This is a genomic window from Modestobacter caceresii, from assembly GCF_000761485.1.
GTDB classification, from domain to species: Bacteria; Actinomycetota; Actinomycetes; order Mycobacteriales; family Geodermatophilaceae; genus Modestobacter; species Modestobacter caceresii.
Window position 1 is genome coordinate 15000 of the sequence record NZ_JPMX01000001.1, and the last position, 14797, is coordinate 29796.

Consider the following 14797-nt stretch of genomic DNA (forward strand, 5'->3'; position numbering starts at 1 on the left):
TCAGCCGGCGGTGGCCGGCGGTGGAAGCCGGACGACGTCGGCGGTCACCCCGTGCTCGTGCAGCCGCTCGGGCGCCGGGCTGTCGTAGACGACCAGCAGCTGCGGGCCGGCCGGGTCGTCGTCCAGCAGGCCGATGCCCTCGGCGTGGTCCACCCCGACGCCGAAGGGCAGGTCGAGCTCGCGGGTGAGCAGGTCGTCCCGCACCACCTGCGGGGTGTCCGCGGTCACCGCACCGTGCCAGCGGAACACGTGCACCGGCCCGTCCAGGTCCATCGTCGGGCCGGCGAGCACGAGCAGGTCCGCACCGTGCGGACAGAGGTCGCGGACCCCGAGCCCGGCGAGGTCGAGCACGTGCTTGCGGTAGCGGCGCCCGTCCGCGAACGGCTCGAGCACGAGCCGGCCGGGGTCGTCCGGGTCGACGGCGGGGCGGAGCTCGAGCACCATCGCCCAGCCGCGCAGCACCGGTCCGCGCAGGCCCAGGTACACCCGCTCGCCGGCCACCGCGATGCCCTCGACGTCCAGGCCGTTGTCCTTGCCCGGGATGGCCAGGAAGGGAGCCAGGTGCTCGTCGTCGGCGAGCAGGTCGCGCAGGTCCGGGCCGGACGCACCGAAGACGGCGGCCCGCTGGGTCGCGCCCGCCACGGTCGTCTCCCGCGCCGGCGTGGGCAGGCCGTCGACGTCGGTGACCGGGATCCGCACCAGGACCTGACGGTTGGCCTGCCCGGTCACCCGGGCGAGCCGACGGAGCGCCTTCTCCCCGTCGTGCTTGGTCTTGATCCGCTTGCGCCGCAGGCTGTGCGACCCGACGGCCCAGAGGAAGTCGCCGGCCCGGGCGATCCCCTCGATGTCGGCCTCCTCGTCGCCGTCCTCGCCCGGCAGGTCGACCAGGTCGGCGAGCCGGCAGCTGGTCTGGTCGGCGTAGCTCCCCGGCGCGTGCGGGTCGTCGGCGACCAGCCGTTCGATCGTCGCCGTCTCGTCACCGGCCACCCAGAGGACCGGGCCGTCACTGCGGACGGCGGAGAGGTTGGTGTGGGTGCCCGCCTCCCGGGCCCCGGTGGTGAAGGACAGCCGGACGGTGCGCTCGATGCTCACGACGGTCACCCTGGCACGCCCGGGACGGCGCGCGCACGGGGCTTCTCAAGCCCGCCTCGCGGGGTGACCATGGAGGGGCACGCATCCTCCTGGAGGGACCAGCCATGAGCGACGCAGCCATGGACAGCTCGGCCGGCCGTGCCCGTCGGCCGCACCCCGACCCGCTCACCATGACCCCGGCGGAGAAGGTGATCGCCGAGTGGGAGGCCCGCCACGACGTCGCGGCCCGGGGCTCCCGGCCCAGTTTCGGGACGGTGCAGCACTACCTCTCCGAGACCCGGTCGCGGGAACGCTGCGACGAGGCGGCGCGGCCCCGTCCGGCCGAGCGGCGCAGCAAGCGCTGAACGGGCCGGGAACCCCCGGGCGGCGGGCGCCGTTGCCCGGCCATGGACCTGGTCTGCCCGAAGTGTCAAGGGACGATGCGCACCTACGAGCGCAACGGCGTCCACGTCGACCAGTGCACCGACTGCCGCGGGATCTTCCTCGACCGCGGTGAGCTGGAGCGCCTGGTCGACGCGGAGGACGACTGGCACGCCCGCCCCGCCCCGGCCGCCGAGCCGCCCCGTCCGACGTCGTCACAGCAGCCGTTCTCCCACCCACAGGGCCAGTCGGCGGGGTCGCTGGGCGCCGTCGTCAGCGAGGTGCTCGGCCAGGTGCGCAGCAACAGCTCCGGGTACGGCTCCTCGCACGGCTCGTACGGCAAGCCGCGGAAGAAGAAGTCGTTGATCAGCGAGCTGTTCGGCTGAGCACCGGCGACCGGCGGTTCAGCCGGTCGCCGCGGCTGTCCGGCGGGCCCGCAGCTCCCGGTGGTGCGGGTTCGCCATGATGCCGAGCACGTTGCCGAAGGGGTCGACGACGGATGCGGTGGCGAACCCCTCGCCGTCCCCGTGCTCCCGCACGGGCTCGTGCACCCTCGCGCCCAGCTCCACCAGCCGGTCGAGGGCGGCCGGCAGGTCGTCGACGTCCCAGAAGACGACGGCGCCGGCCGGGGCCGGGGTGAGGCCGCCGGGCCGGTACCGGGCGTCGATCAGGCCGAGCTCGTCCTCGCTCTCCCCGACCCGGTACTCCAGGTAGCCGCCGGCCACCCGGTAGTAGGGCTCGATGCCCAGCAGCTCGGTGTACCAGCGCTCGGCCGCGGCCAGGTCGTCGGCGTAGAAGGAGACGGTGGCCAGCTCTCGCAGCATCGCGGGGTCCTCTCGTCGGGCGGCGGGCGCCGCCGGTGATGGGTACGAAGACCACGATCCGCGCCGAAGTGCTCACCTCCTGAGCACTTTGCGCGGCATCCTCGCCGGCATGCGCGCGGACCGGTTGGTGGCGGGGCTGCTGGTGCTGCAGGCCCGCGGCCGGGTGACCGCCGCCCAGCTCGCCGCCGAGCTGGAGGTCTCGGTGGCCACCGCCCGCCGCGACCTGGAGGCGCTCTCCGTGGCGGGTGTCCCGGTCTACCCCCAGCCCGGCCGGGGCGGTGGCTGGTCGCTGGTCGGCGGTGCCCGCACCGACCTCACCGGGCTGACCGAGGCCGAGGCGGCGGCGCTGTTCCTGCTGCTCGGGCCGGCGGCGCGGGGTGGTCCGGCAGCCCGGACCGCACTGCGCAAGCTGGTGCGCGCCCTGCCCGGACCGTTCCGGGAGGGCGCCCGGGCGGCGGCCGAGGCCGTCGTCGTCGACGACGACGCTCGGTGGGGCGGCACCGGCCGCCCCCGGCCGCCGGTGGTGGGGCTGCTGCAGCAGGCCGTCGTCCGCCGCCGTCGGGTCCGGCTGGCGTACCCCGACCGGGAGGGGGCGGCGACCGTGCGGCTGGTCGACCCGTGGGGGCTCGTCGACAAGGACGGCGTCTGGTATCTGCTCGCCGGCACGTCGCGGGGTCGCCGCACGTTCCGGGCCGACCGGGTGGTCTCCGCGGAGGTGACCGACGAGCCCGCGCAGCGACCAGAGGACCTGGAGCTCGACGCGGTCTGGGACGAGGTCGTCACCGAGCTGGAGGGACGCCGCTCGGCGGTCGTGGCGGCCGTGCTCGTCCCGGCCGCACTGGTGCCCGTGCTGCAGTCCCTGTTCGGACGGCACTGCACGGTCGGGGGAGCCCAGGCCGACGGCCGGGTGGCGCTGCGGGTGGCCGCGCACACCGTGCGGTCGGTCGCCGAGCAGCTGGCCGGGCTCGGCGGGGCGGTCGAGGTGCTCGAGCCGGCCGAGGTGCGGACCGAGCTGGCCCGGATCGGCGCGGAACTGGTCGCGCGCCACAGCCGCTGACCGGTTCGCGGTCTCCCCGGCGGGCATGCACGCTCGGGGACGACCGACGACGAGAGGTGCAGCGGGATGACGGAACAGGGCAGCGTGCTGGTGACCGGCGCGGGTGGGGTCATCGGCGCGGCCGCCGCCGCGGAGTACGCCGGGCAGCCGGGCTGGCGGGTCCGCGGGCTCAGCCGCCGCCCTCCACGCGATGCGGGGTGGGAGCACCTGGCCGTCGACCTGCGCGACGCCGAGGGCGCCCGGGCCGGGCTGGCCGGGGCAGGCGACGTCTCGCACCTGGTGTTCGGTGCGTACGCCGAGCGGCCGACCGCGCGTGAGCTCTCCGAGGTCAACGTCGGCATGCTGCGCCACACCCTCGACGGGCTGGCCGCGGCCGGGGCGCCGCTGGAGCACGTGACGCTGTACCAGGGCGGCAAGGCCTACGGCGCGCACATGGGCTTCTTCAACACCCCGGCCAAGGAGACCGACCCGCGGATCGTCCAGCCGAACTTCTACTACGACCAGGAGGACCTGCTCCGCGAGGTCGCGGCGGAGCGGGGCTTCCGGCTGACCGTCCTCCGTCCGGAGGGCGTCATCGGCTACGCCGTCGGCAACCCGATGAACCTGCTGATGGTGATCGCGGTGTACGCCGCGATCAGCAGGGAGCTGGGCCAGCCGCTGCGCTTCCCCGGGAGCCTGGCCGCATACGACGCGCTCTACCAGGTGACCGACGCCGAGCTGCTGGCCCGCGCCACGGTCTGGGCCGGCCGCGAGCAGGTGGCCGACGGTGAGGTCTACAACGTCACCAACGGCGACCAGGTGCGCTGGCGGCACCTGTTCCCGGCGTTCGCCCGGGCCTTCGGCATGGAACACGCCGAGCCGCAGCCGGTGCCGTTGGCCGAGGCGATGGCCGACCGGCGCGACGTGTGGGAGCGGCTGGTCGCCCGGCACGACCTCGTCCCGACGCCGTACGACGACCTGGTGGGCTGGGAGTTCGGGGAGTTCATCTTCACCTCCGGCTTCGACAACGTCAGCTCCACGATCAAGCTGCGCCAGGCCGGGTTCGCCGACTGCCTGGACACCGAGCAGCGCTTCGTCGAGCTGTTCGAGCAGCTGGCGGAGCGGAGGGTCGTCCCGCGGCTGCGCTGAGCCGACGCGGGGCGGGCAGACTGCGGGGACGCGCGGGCAGGGTCGCCCGCGGCGGGACGGTCCGCGGGCGCACCGGCGCGGCCGTCGTCGGCCGGTCCGGTGCAGGAGCGCAGATGAAGGTCACCGCCGCCGTCGTCGAGGAGCAGCACGGGCCGTTCATCGTCCGGGACGTCGAACTGGACGAGCCCGGCCCGGGTGAGGTGCTGGTCCGGGTCGCCGCGACCGGCTTCTGCCACACCGACGGCATCGCCCGCGACGGCGACATGCCCTTCCCGCTGCCCGGCGTGCTCGGCCACGAGGGCGCCGGCACCGTCGCCGCCGTGGGCGAGGGCGTCACCGGCCTCAGCGAGGGCCAGCCGGTGGTCATCGGCTGGCCGTGGTGCGGGCAGTGCCGCAACTGCCTGGACGGCGAACCGCGCTACTGCCTGCGCCTGGGCGAGCTGGTCATCGGCGGGCACCGGCTCGACGGGCCGTCCGCGCTGCGCACCACCGAGGGCAGCCCGCTGGCCAGCCACTTCTTCGGCCAGTCCTCCTTCGCCACCCACTCGCTCACCACCGCCAACGCCCTGGTGCCGATCCCGGCCGGGCTGCCGGTCGAGCTGATGGGCCCGCTGGCCTGCGGACTGGCCACCGGCGCCGGGGCGGTGTTCAACACCGCCCGCCCCCAGCCCGGTGCCTCGCTGGTCGTCTACGGCGCCGGCACGGTCGGGCTCGCCGCGGTCATGGCCGCCCGCAACACCCCGGCGACGACGATCATCGCCGTCGACCGACACGAGTCCCGGCTCCGGCTGGCCACCGAGCTGGGCGCCACCCACGTCGTCGATGCCTCGGACACCGATGCGGTGCAGGCGGTCACCGAGATCTGCGGTGGCCCGGCTGATTTCGCCTTGGAGTGCACCGGGGTGGTCCCGGTCATCCGTCAGGCCGTCGACTCCGTCGGCATGCGCGGCACCTGCCTGCTGATCGGCGGCGCGCCGGCCGGGGCGGAGTTCAGCGTCGACCACATCAGCACGCTGTGGGGGAAGTCGATCGTCGGCACGCTGGGCGGCAGCGACCGCAGCCCGCGGCTGATCGGTGCGCTGATGGACCTCTACGCCGCCGGACGATTCCCGTTCGACCGGCTGGTCGAGTACTTCCCGCTGGAGCGGATCAGCGACGCGATGGAGGCCTCCTACAGCGGCGCCGTCGTCAAGCCGGTGATCACCATGCCGCAGGGCTGAGGAACGCCGAGATCGGGCCGGTGGCGGTCACGTGCCCAGGGAGACCGCCATCAGCCCGATCTCGACGTCGTCCGCTGTCGAGCGCGCCGCGCCACCGGTGGACACCGGCCGGGCGGGCGGGGTTCGCTCGGGCGCTCTGGGTAGGGGAACCGCATGCCTGACTACGACGTGAACGAGGCCGGGGTCGCGCACGCCCGGGAGCTGATCGACGCCGGGGAGTACGACGACCAGACCGAGTGGTCCGACGCCGCACCGTCGACCGCCGAGGAGAACGAGGAGCGGGACGACGAGGGCCAGGAGGGCTACGCGCAGTGGCACCTGGCGGTCGACCCGGACAAGGGCGAGGGGACCAAGGGCCGCTACCGGTTCCCCTACGGCGACTTCACCAAGGTCAACCGCGCGGCGCTGATCCACGCCAAGCAGCGGGCCAGCCAGAACGACCACCCGGAGATCGAGGAGGCCGCCGACGACCTGCTGCAGCGCCTGGACGCCAAGCGTTCGTGACCCAGCGCGGCCGAGGCGTCAGCCGGGCAGCATGCTGCCGGTCTCCAGGTAGCGGGTGTGCCAGCTGAGCGCCTCGGCGAGCAGGTGCGGGGTGTGCCGGCCGTGCGCGCCGCGCTCCGCGCGCGCGTAGTAGTCGGTGAGCAGTGGCCGGTACTCCGGAGCAGCGCAGTTGTCGATGACCAGCCGTGCCCGCTTGCGCGGCGGCAGGCCCCGGAGGTCGGCCAGCCCGTGCTCGGTGACGATCACCGACACATCGTGCTCGGTGTGGTCGACGTGGGACACCATCGGCACGATCGAGGAGATCGCGCCGCCCTTCGCCGTCGACGGGGTGAGGAAGAAGGAGACGTAGGCGTTGCGGGCGAAGTCGCCCGAGCCGCCGATCCCGTTCTGGATGCGGCTGCCCATCAGGTGCGTGGAGTTCACGTTGCCGTACAGGTCGGCCTCGATCATCCCGTTCATCGCCAGCACCCCCAGCCGGCGGACGATCTCCGGGTGGTTGCTGATCTCCTGCGGCCGCAGCACGATCCGGTCCCGGAACTCGGCCACGTGCGCGTTGAAGTCCGCGATCGCGGTCGGGCTCAGGGAGAACGCCGTCGCCGACGTCGAGGCGAGCGTGCCCGAGCGCAGCAGGTCGAGCATGCCGTCCTGGATCACCTCGGTGTAGGCGGTCAGCTGCTCGAAGCGCGACTCCTGCAGACCGGACAGGACGGCGTTGGCCACGTTCCCGACGCCGGACTGCAGCGGCAGCAGCTCGGCCGGCAGCCGGCCCACCGAGACCTGGTGCTCCAGGTACTCGATCAGGTGCCCGGCGATGGCCCGGGCGGTGTCGTCCGGCTCGCTGAACGGGGTGTTCCGGTCCGGGGCGGAGGTCTCGACGACGGCGACGACCTTGTCCGGGTCGACCCTCAGGTGCGGCACCCCGATCCGGTCGCCGGGCCGGGTCAGCTGCACCGGCCGCCGGTTCGGCGGCAGCGCCGTCCCGTAGTAGACGTCGTGCATGCCGTCCAGCCCGGCCGGCTGCCAGCTGTTGACCTCCAGCACCACGCGCTCGGCGAGGTCCAGCCAGGTCTTGTTGTTCCCGACCGAGGAGGAGGGGATCAGCTGCCCGTCCTCGGTGATCCCGCTGACCTCGACGACGGCGACGTCCAGCGGGCCGAGGAAGCCCTCCCACGCCAGCTGGGCGACGTGGGAGAGGTGGACGTCGACGTAGTCGATCTCGCCGGCGTTGATCTTCTGCCGGGCGATCGGGTCGGACTGGTACGGCAGCCGCAGGCCGATGCCGTCGGCGGCGGCGAGCGCGCCGTCCAGCTCGGGGGCGGTGGAGGCCCCGGTCCACAGGTCGACCTGGAACGGCTCGCCGGCGGCATGCGCCGCGGTGATCCGCTGGGCCAGCAGCTCCGGCACGGCCTTGGGGTGCCCGGCGCCGGTGAACCCGCTCATGCCGAGCGTGTCCCCGGGCCGGATCAGCGCAGCGGCCTGATCGGCCGGCACCACCTTGCGGGCCAGTGCTGCGTTGCGGATGCGACCGGTGTCCATCGTCCTCCGACCTCGACGTCGTGGGCCCGTCCGGCCCGCGGGCCCGACGCTACGGGCGTGACCATGGTCCTGCCCGGGGAGGCCGGAAGGCCCGGCTGCGGGCCCGGGCGTACCCGGACCCGCAACCGTGCCTGCCGAGCTCAGACCGTCCGGGGGGAGTCCGAACGCGGCCCCAGCTCGGCCGTCGGGCCGCTGACCTTGCGGGAGCCCTTCACCGTGGCGAACGACGTCTCGTAGCCGACCGTCGCCTGCGGGTCCAGCCGCGGGTCGACGGCCAGGCCCTTGTCACCGTTGCTGCGGATGAACCAGAAGTCCGCCTGCACCCGCTCCGGGGTCACGTCCAGCACGACGAAGCCGTGGCCGATGCCCTCCAGGTAGCGGACCCAGGGGTTGGCGCCCTGGAAGGCGGCGGTGGTGGCGGTCGCGGCGGCCGCGGAGCCGACGGCCTCCTTGAAGCCGTTGCTGGTCACCGACGGGCAGACGAACTCCACGCCCACCGAGTTGCCGTCGCCGGGGTAGGCGGCCAGGTCGACGGGGAGGTCGTTGGCCCAGGAGGAGTGGATGTCGCCGGTGAGCACGACCGGGTCCGGGCCGGCGGCGGCCATCGCGTCGAGCACCGCCCGCTGGTCGGCCTGGTAGCCGTCCCACTGGTCGGTGTTGAACACCGAGCCGGGCACGGTGCCGGGCCGGGGGACGGCGAACACCCGGGCGAACACCGTCTGGTTGCCCACCAGGTGCCAGGCGGTGCGCCCGGTGCGGATGCCCTTCGTCAGCCAGTCCAGCTGCGGCGGCTCGGGCAGGTGCCGCCGCGGGTCGGTCAGGGCCGGGTTGAGCGCGCCGTCGACGGTGCCCGGCACCTGCTCGCTGCGGTTCTGCCGGGTGTCGATCACCGACAGCTCGGCCAGGTCGCCGAAGCCGAAGCGGCGGAAGAACTGCCGGCCCTTGCTGGCGTGCGGCTGCCACATCGCGGGCTCGCGGATCGGCATCCACTCCAGGTAGGCCTGGAACGCCTTGGCCCGGCGGAACAGGAAGTCGCCCTCGGGCTTGATGCCGTCGGGCTTGCCCGGCTCGGTGTAGGGGGTGGCCGGGTCGTCGTCCCGCTCGTGGTTCTCCGCCCCGAAGTCGTAGGCGTCGTTGGTGATCTCGTGGTCGTCGAAGATGACGATCCACGGGTGCTGCTGGTGCGCCCGCTGCAGGTCCGGGTCGGTCTTGTAGAGCGCGTGCCGGATCCGATAGTCCTCCAGCGTGACCATCTCGTGGACCGGCTCGTGGTCCCGGATGCCGATCAGCGCGTTGGGCCCGTACCGGTCACCGGACCCGGCGACCCCGGCCACCCGCGGGGAGTTGCCGTACTCGTACAGGTAGTCGCCGAGGTGCAGCACGAAGTCCAGGTCGTCCCGGGCGGCGATCCCGCGGTAGGCGGTGAAGTACCCGCCGGTCCAGTTGCTGCAGGAGACGAACGCCATGCGCAGCGCGTGGGTCCGGCCGGGCTCGTCCGGGGCGGTCTGGGTGCGGCCCACCGGGGAGGTCTCACCGGCGCAGGTGAACCGGTAGAAGTAGCGGGTGTAGGGGGTCAGCCGGTTCACCACGACCTTGACGGTGTGGTCGCGGCTGACGTCGGCGACGACGTTCCCGCTGCGCACGATGCGGGTGAACGCCTCGTCGGCGGCGACCTCCCAGCGGACCGGGACGGCCGGCCCGCGGCGGCTGCCGGGCAGGGACTCGGGGGTGGGCGTCACCCGGGTCCACAGCAGCAGCTCGGTGGCCGTGGGGTCGCCGCTGGCGACGCCGAAGCCGAACACGCCGGAACGAGCGGTCTCGGCCACGGCCGCACGGGCGGCCTCGCTGGTGAGCCCACCGAAGGTCAGGGCGGCGGCCGTGACGGCCCCGCCCTTCAGCGCGGTGCGGCGGGACAGAGGTGCATCAAGCGGCATGGGGGCACTGTGGTTGCACCGGGCGACCAGTCGGCGGTGCCCACGTGAACTCCCGGCGTCCCACGTCCAGCCGTTTCCCCTCCGGGAGCGCCGGGCAGGTGCACGGTGCAGGCGAGCCGTGCCGGACCGCCCGAGCGCCCACCGGGAGCGCCGCCGTCCGGCACCGACCCGCGACACGGACGACGACGGGAGCCCCCATGGCCATCGCCACCATCAACCCCACCACCGGCGAGACGCTGAAGACCTACGAGCCGCTCTCCGACGAGGCGCTGGAGGACAAGATCGGTCGCGCGGCCGCGGCGTACCGCAGCTACCGGCGCACCCCGGTCGAGGACCGGGTGCGCTGGCTGCGGGCGGCGGCCGACGTGCTGGACGCCGACACCGACGCGGTCGCCGAGCTGATGACCACCGAGATGGGCAAGACGCTGTCCTCGGCGAAGGCCGAGGTGGGCAAGTGCGCCAAGGCGCTGCGGTACTACGCCGAGCACGGGCCGGCGATGCTCGAGCCCCAGCGGCTGGACGCCGACGCCGTGGGTGCCCAGCAGGCCTACGTCACCCACCAGCCACTGGGCGTGGTGCTGGCGGTCATGCCCTGGAACTTCCCGCTCTGGCAGGCGATGCGGTTCGCCGCCCCGGCGCTGATGGCCGGCAACGTCGGCCTGCTCAAGCACGCCAGCAACGTGCCGCAGACCGCGCTGTACCTGGAGGAGCTCTTCCGCAAGGCGGGGTTCCCCGACGACGTCTTCCAGACCCTGCTGATCGGGTCCTCGACGATCGAGCGGGTCATCCGGGACGACCGGGTGGTCGCCGCGACGCTCACCGGGAGCGCGCCGGCCGGCCAGTCGGTCGCCTCGATCGCCGGGGACGCGCTCAAGCCCACGGTGCTGGAGCTGGGTGGCTCCGACCCGTTCATCGTGATGCCCTCGGCGGACCTGGACGCCGCGGCCGGGGTCGCGGTCACCTCCCGCAACCAGAACAACGGGCAGAGCTGCATCTCGGCGAAGCGGTTCTTCGTGCACCGCGACGTCGCCGAGGAGTTCACCCGGCTGTTCGCCGAGAAGATCGGCGCGCTGGCCGTCGGCGACCCGATGGACGAGGGCACCGACGTCGGGCCGCTGGCCACCGAGTCCGGCCTGGCCGACGTCGAGGCCTACGTCGAGGACGCCCGGGCCAAGGGCGCCGCGGTGGTGGTCGGCGGGCAGCGGGTGGACCGGCCGGGCTGGTTCTACGAGCCCACCCTGCTCAGCGGCATCACCCCGGAGATGGACCTCTACGCCGAGGAGGTCTTCGGGCCGGTCGCGGCGCTGTGGACCGTCGACTCCCTCGACGAGGCGATCGAGATCGCCAACAGCCACCCCTACGGGCTCGGCTCGAACCTGTGGAGCGAGGACGACGACGAGCGGGCGCAGTTCGTCCGGGACATCGAGTCGGGGATGGCCTTCGTCAACGGGATGACCACCAGCTACCCGGAGCTGCCCTTCGGCGGGGTGAAGCAGAGCGGTTACGGCCGGGAGCTCACCGCGCTGGGCATGCGCGAGTTCATGAACGCCAAGACCGTCTGGGTCGGTGCGCCGAGCAGCGAGCAGCGCGCCGGCGACAGCGCGGGCTCGGCGAACGAGTGACCCGGGGGAGGGGCAGGGCCGGTCGAGTCCCTGCCCCGCCCCATCAGGCCGGCCGCAGTGGCGGGCCGACGCCGGCCACCGCGGCCCGCAGGCACTCGGGCAGGTCGGTGGCCGTGCCCGCGACCCCGGGCCCACCTGCGTTGACCCAGGCGACCAGGCCGGCGGTCCGCTCGGGGGTCTGCACCTCCGACACCCAGAGCGCCGGGCCCGGCCGGCCGGTCCCCGGAGAGCGGTGGGCCAGCCCGGCCAGGGCCGCGCGGTCGCAGCGGCCCAGGCAGTCCGCGGTCACCAGTACCGCGCCGGTGGTGTGCCGCACGGCCTCGGCCAGCTGGTCGACGCCGTCGGCCGTACCGGCGAGCCGGCGCAGCGCCGCGCACCGGTGGCCGACGCACAGCGCCACCAGCGGCCCGCCCGCGTCCCCGCCCGGCACCGGGCGGCGGCTCACGGCAGCAGGCCCCGCTCGGCGGCCGTGCGCAGCTTCTGCGGCACCAGCCGGGCGACGCCGTCCACGGTGACCGGCACCAGCGGGACCGGGGTCGCCTTCCACTGCGACCGGCGGGACCGGGTGTTGGACCGAGACGTCCTCCGCTTCGGGACGGCCATCGGTCAGCCTCGCTTCCGTGCCGGCCGGGCGATGGCGCCGTACCGCTGGTTGAACCGCTCGACCCGGCCGGCGGTGTCCAGCACCCGCTGGTTGCCGGTCCAGAACGGGTGCGAGGCCGCGCTGATCTCGACGTTGACCACCGGCAGCGTCTCGCCGTCCAGGTCGATGGTCGCCTCGGTGCGGATCGTGGAGCGGGTGCGGTAGGTCGCGCCGCTGGAGGTGTCGCGGAACACCACGGTGCGGTACTCGGGGTGGATGCCGGCTCTCATCGGGAGTGGTCCTCTCGGTCGGTGGTGCTGGTGTGCAGGTCTGGTTCGTCCGCAGGGCCGGATGCCTCGCAGGGGTCGGCGTGCCAGGTGCCGAACGGATCGGGCAGGGCGCCCCAGGTGTCCTCGCCGGCGGCCAGTTCGTCGTCGATCAGCAGGGCGGCTGACAGCGCCGCGGTGATCAGCGCGGCCGGCTGCCGGTGGGTGAGCACGACGATCTCGACGTCGCGGTCGCCGTGGAGGGCGTCCCAGCGCAGCGCGGCGGCGGCGCTGCGCTCCGGGTCGACCTGGCTCCACAGCTCGGCGTCGGCGCCCAGGGTGGCCAGCCACGGACCGGCGTCACCGATCCGCAGGCCGCCACCGGCGGACTCCAACCAGATCGCCCGGTCGGGCTGGCTGGCCAGCCACAGCCGGCCGCGGCTGCAGACCACGCCGGTCAGCAGCACGTCGATCGCGTCGTGCAGTCGCTCGGGGGAGAAGGGCCGGGTGGCGGAGAAGCGCACCAGCTCCACGTCGGCGACGGCGTCCAGCGGGGGCTGGCCGGCGAGCAGGGCGTCGTGCGGGGTGGGCATCCGGCCGCGCTTGGCGGTCGCCGGCAGGGCGGTCAGCAGCTCGTCGGGGTGGGCGCGGCCCAGCTGGGCCCGCGGTCCGCCGGGCACCAGCCGGTCGAGCACGGCGGTGAGCCGGACCGCAGCCCAGCCGTCGTCCGGCTCACCGGCGAGCAGCACCGCGTCGGCGGCGGTGACCTGGCCGACGGCGACCTGGGCCAGCGTCCGCTCGTCGTCGACGGTCGCTGCGAGGCCGTGGTCGTCCATCGTCTCCTCGCCGGTGGCGGCGTCGAGCCAGCGGGCGGCGTCGACGGCCACGAGCACGCCGGCCACCTCCACCCAGTCGCCGGCGGTCTCCGCCGCCTGGTCGTCCGCGGTGTCCTCGTCCAGGACGACCTCCTCGAACGCCCAGCAGAGGTGCTCGGGCTCGAGCGCGGGGTCCAGCTGCAGCACGATCCGGCTGACGTCGTCCCGGCGGGCCAGGGTGCGCAGCAGGGGCAGCAGGTCGAGCCGGAGCGTGCAGGACAGGCAGCCGTGGGCGAGCTCGATCGCGGCGGTGGACTCGACGACCCCGGTGGCCCGCTGCTCGCGCAGGGTGCGGACGACGACGCCCTGCCCGAGGCCCCGGACGTCGTGGTGCACCACGACGGTGCCCGGCCGGTCCAGCAGGGGGGTGGCGGCCTGCGCGGTCAGGGCCCGGTCCAGGCCGGTGACGAGCACCAGTGGGGTGCGGCGGGAGGTCATGCCGCCACTCTAACTGCAAACGAGAACCGTGTTCATCTAGAGTCCGTCCTGCTCCCGCCCACCGACTCCTGGAGGCGCACCACCATGGCCACCTACTGCGAGGTGACCGGACGCACGCCGAGCTTCGGCAGGTCCGTGAGCCACTCGCACCGCCGCACCAACCGCCGCTTCGACCCGAACCTGCAGTCCAAGCGCTTCTTCCTGGCCAGCGAGAACCGGTGGATCCGGCTCACCGTCTCGACGAAGGGCATCAAGACCGTCGACGTCCAGGGCATCGAGGCCGTCGTGGCCCGGATCCGGGCCACCGACCCCGAGGCGCGCCGTCGGCTCGGTGCCGGGCGGAGGAACGGCTGATGGCCCGCGGCAACGACGTCCGCCCGATCATCAAGCTCAAGTCGACCGCCGGTACCGGCTACACGTACGTCACCCGGAAGAACCGCCGCAACGACCCCGACCGGCTCGTGCTCAAGAAGTACGACCCGAGGATCCGCAGGCACGTCGACTTCCGCGAGGAGCGCTGAGATGGCCAAGAAGTCCATGATCGCCAAGGACCAGCAGCGCCGCGCGGTCGTCGCCCGGCACGCCGAGCGCCGGGCCCAGCTCAAGGAGACCGCCCGCACCGCCGCCACCTCGGATGAGCGAGCCGCGGCGCAGGCAGCGCTGCAGCGGCTCCCGCGGGACGCCAGCCCGACCCGGCTGTGCAACCGCGACGTCGCCGACGGCCGACCGCGCGGCCACCTGCGCAGGTTCGGCCTGTCCCGGATCCGCTTCCGGGAGATGGCGCACGCCGGCGAGCTGCCGGGCATCCGGAAGAGCTCCTGGTGAGCCCGGCGCCCCGGGGCGACCGGCCCCGCAAGAAGCGCAAGCTGGACGGTCCGGTCGACTGGAAGGACGTCACCCAGCTGCGCACGTTCATCTCCGACCGCGGCAAGATCCGCGCCCGCCGGGTCACCGGCCTGACCCCGGAGCAGCACCGGCAGGTGGCGCGGGCGATCAAGAACGCCCGCGAGATGGCCCTGCTGCCGTACCCGTCGACGGGCCGCTGACCGCCGTCCTGGGCGGCGGTGTGCCACGTCCGGCTCCGTCGAGGAGCCTCCCGACAAGAGGAGACCCCGTGTCCGACTGCTGTTCCCCGAGCGGCTGCAGCACCACCCCCGCCGCCGGTCAGGCCGCCGTGCCGGCCGCCGGCCAGATCGACCGGCGCAACCGCGCGGAGCGCCGACGCGACGCACGGGCAGCCGAGCGCTGACCGCGCTCGACAGGACGTCCGTCTGGTCGGCCCGCCCACGGCTGCCCTCCGGCGCCCGCGCAGGCCGCGGCCATCGCCGGGTGCTGCTCGCCGTCCGCTGAGCTCCCGG

At 74.1% G+C, this 14797-nt stretch carries 19 protein-coding genes; 11 read left to right on the plus strand and 8 right to left on the minus strand.

Going from position 1 to position 14797, the window contains the following annotated elements; all coding sequences use genetic code 11:
* Entirely contained in the window at nucleotides 1-1092 is a 1092-nt protein-coding gene (locus IN07_RS00070) for a DUF3616 domain-containing protein (RefSeq protein WP_036332434.1), read from the minus strand.
* Between the two features lie 104 nt (nucleotides 1093-1196).
* Between IN07_RS00070 and IN07_RS00075 the strand changes: the two genes are divergently transcribed.
* Both IN07_RS00075 and IN07_RS00080 read left to right on the plus strand, forming a co-directional pair.
* Nucleotides 1197-1436, plus strand: a complete 240-nt coding sequence (locus tag IN07_RS00075; RefSeq protein ID WP_036332328.1) for a hypothetical protein — start codon at nucleotides 1197-1199, stop codon at nucleotides 1434-1436.
* A gap of 75 nt (nucleotides 1437-1511) precedes the next feature.
* Nucleotides 1512-1838 (plus strand): TFIIB-type zinc ribbon-containing protein, encoded by a 327-nt coding sequence (locus IN07_RS00080; protein WP_064972335.1) that lies wholly within the window; start codon nucleotides 1512-1514, stop codon nucleotides 1836-1838.
* Nucleotides 1839-1856: 18 nt separating this feature from the next.
* Here the strand turns inward: IN07_RS00080 and IN07_RS00085 are convergent, their stop codons facing one another.
* Nucleotides 1857-2276 (minus strand): VOC family protein, encoded by a 420-nt coding sequence (locus IN07_RS00085; RefSeq protein WP_036332332.1) that lies wholly within the window; start codon nucleotides 2274-2276, stop codon nucleotides 1857-1859.
* Nucleotides 2277-2385: 109 nt separating this feature from the next.
* Between IN07_RS00085 and IN07_RS00090 the strand changes: the two genes are divergently transcribed.
* From IN07_RS00090 to IN07_RS00105, 4 genes are all read left to right on the plus strand, one after another.
* The gene (locus IN07_RS00090; protein WP_036332334.1) at nucleotides 2386-3333 is read left to right on the plus strand and encodes a helix-turn-helix transcriptional regulator; all 948 of its coding nucleotides are present in this window, start codon (nucleotides 2386-2388) and stop codon (nucleotides 3331-3333) included.
* Nucleotides 3334-3399: 66 nt separating this feature from the next.
* A complete protein-coding gene (locus tag IN07_RS00095) occupies nucleotides 3400-4461 on the plus strand; it encodes an SDR family oxidoreductase (protein WP_036332336.1) in 1062 nt (353 codons plus the stop codon).
* A gap of 113 nt (nucleotides 4462-4574) precedes the next feature.
* Nucleotides 4575-5681, plus strand: a complete 1107-nt coding sequence (locus tag IN07_RS00100; protein ID WP_036332338.1) for an NAD(P)-dependent alcohol dehydrogenase — start codon at nucleotides 4575-4577, stop codon at nucleotides 5679-5681.
* 153 nt (nucleotides 5682-5834) lie between these two features.
* On the plus strand, nucleotides 5835-6185 hold the full coding sequence (locus tag IN07_RS00105; RefSeq protein ID WP_036332340.1) for a hypothetical protein: 351 nt from the start codon (nucleotides 5835-5837) through the stop codon (nucleotides 6183-6185).
* Nucleotides 6186-6203: 18 nt separating this feature from the next.
* Here the strand turns inward: IN07_RS00105 and IN07_RS00110 are convergent, their stop codons facing one another.
* Entirely contained in the window at nucleotides 6204-7721 is a 1518-nt protein-coding gene (locus IN07_RS00110) for an acetyl-CoA hydrolase/transferase family protein (RefSeq protein WP_036332341.1), read from the minus strand.
* Between the two features lie 140 nt (nucleotides 7722-7861).
* A complete protein-coding gene (locus IN07_RS00115) occupies nucleotides 7862-9655 on the minus strand; it encodes an alkaline phosphatase D family protein (protein WP_036332343.1) in 1794 nt (597 codons plus the stop codon).
* A 197-nt stretch (nucleotides 9656-9852) separates the two neighbouring features.
* On the opposite strand from IN07_RS00115, the gene IN07_RS00120 reads away from it, so the two are divergent.
* Complete coding sequence (locus IN07_RS00120) at nucleotides 9853-11277, plus strand: NADP-dependent succinic semialdehyde dehydrogenase (RefSeq protein ID WP_036332345.1); 1425 nt, start codon at nucleotides 9853-9855, stop codon at nucleotides 11275-11277.
* 43 nt (nucleotides 11278-11320) lie between these two features.
* Here the strand turns inward: IN07_RS00120 and IN07_RS23640 are convergent, their stop codons facing one another.
* From IN07_RS23640 to mrf, 4 genes are read right to left on the minus strand one after another with little or no spacing between them, the layout of a single operon-like run.
* The gene (locus IN07_RS23640; protein WP_052090384.1) at nucleotides 11321-11722 is read right to left on the minus strand and encodes a hypothetical protein; all 402 of its coding nucleotides are present in this window, start codon (nucleotides 11720-11722) and stop codon (nucleotides 11321-11323) included.
* The gene (gene rpmF, locus IN07_RS00125) at nucleotides 11719-11880 is read right to left on the minus strand and encodes a 50S ribosomal protein L32 (protein WP_036332347.1); all 162 of its coding nucleotides are present in this window, start codon (nucleotides 11878-11880) and stop codon (nucleotides 11719-11721) included. Before rpmF ends, IN07_RS23640 begins: the two co-directional genes overlap by 4 nt.
* A gap of 3 nt (nucleotides 11881-11883) precedes the next feature.
* Nucleotides 11884-12150 (minus strand): type B 50S ribosomal protein L31, encoded by a 267-nt coding sequence (locus IN07_RS00130; RefSeq protein WP_036332349.1) that lies wholly within the window; start codon nucleotides 12148-12150, stop codon nucleotides 11884-11886.
* A complete protein-coding gene (gene mrf / locus IN07_RS00135) occupies nucleotides 12147-13439 on the minus strand; it encodes a ribosome hibernation factor-recruiting GTPase MRF (RefSeq protein WP_036332351.1) in 1293 nt (430 codons plus the stop codon). The genes IN07_RS00130 and mrf overlap by 4 nt, the downstream gene beginning before the upstream one ends.
* Nucleotides 13440-13523: 84 nt before the next feature.
* Between mrf and rpmB the strand changes: the two genes are divergently transcribed.
* From rpmB to rpsR, 4 genes are read left to right on the plus strand one after another with little or no spacing between them, the layout of a single operon-like run.
* Complete coding sequence (gene rpmB, locus IN07_RS00140) at nucleotides 13524-13793, plus strand: 50S ribosomal protein L28 (protein WP_052090385.1); 270 nt, start codon at nucleotides 13524-13526, stop codon at nucleotides 13791-13793.
* Nucleotides 13793-13960, plus strand: coding sequence for a 50S ribosomal protein L33 (gene rpmG, locus IN07_RS00145; protein WP_036332353.1), 168 nt, complete (start codon nucleotides 13793-13795; stop codon nucleotides 13958-13960). Before rpmB ends, rpmG begins: the two co-directional genes overlap by 1 nt.
* A 16-nt stretch (nucleotides 13961-13976) precedes the next feature.
* Nucleotides 13977-14264 (plus strand): 30S ribosomal protein S14, encoded by a 288-nt coding sequence (rpsN, locus tag IN07_RS00150; RefSeq protein ID WP_331437118.1) that lies wholly within the window; start codon nucleotides 13977-13979, stop codon nucleotides 14262-14264.
* The gene (gene rpsR, locus IN07_RS00155) at nucleotides 14261-14485 is read left to right on the plus strand and encodes a 30S ribosomal protein S18 (protein ID WP_036332357.1); all 225 of its coding nucleotides are present in this window, start codon (nucleotides 14261-14263) and stop codon (nucleotides 14483-14485) included. The genes rpsN and rpsR overlap by 4 nt, the downstream gene beginning before the upstream one ends.
* Nucleotides 14486-14797 lie beyond the last annotated feature (312 nt).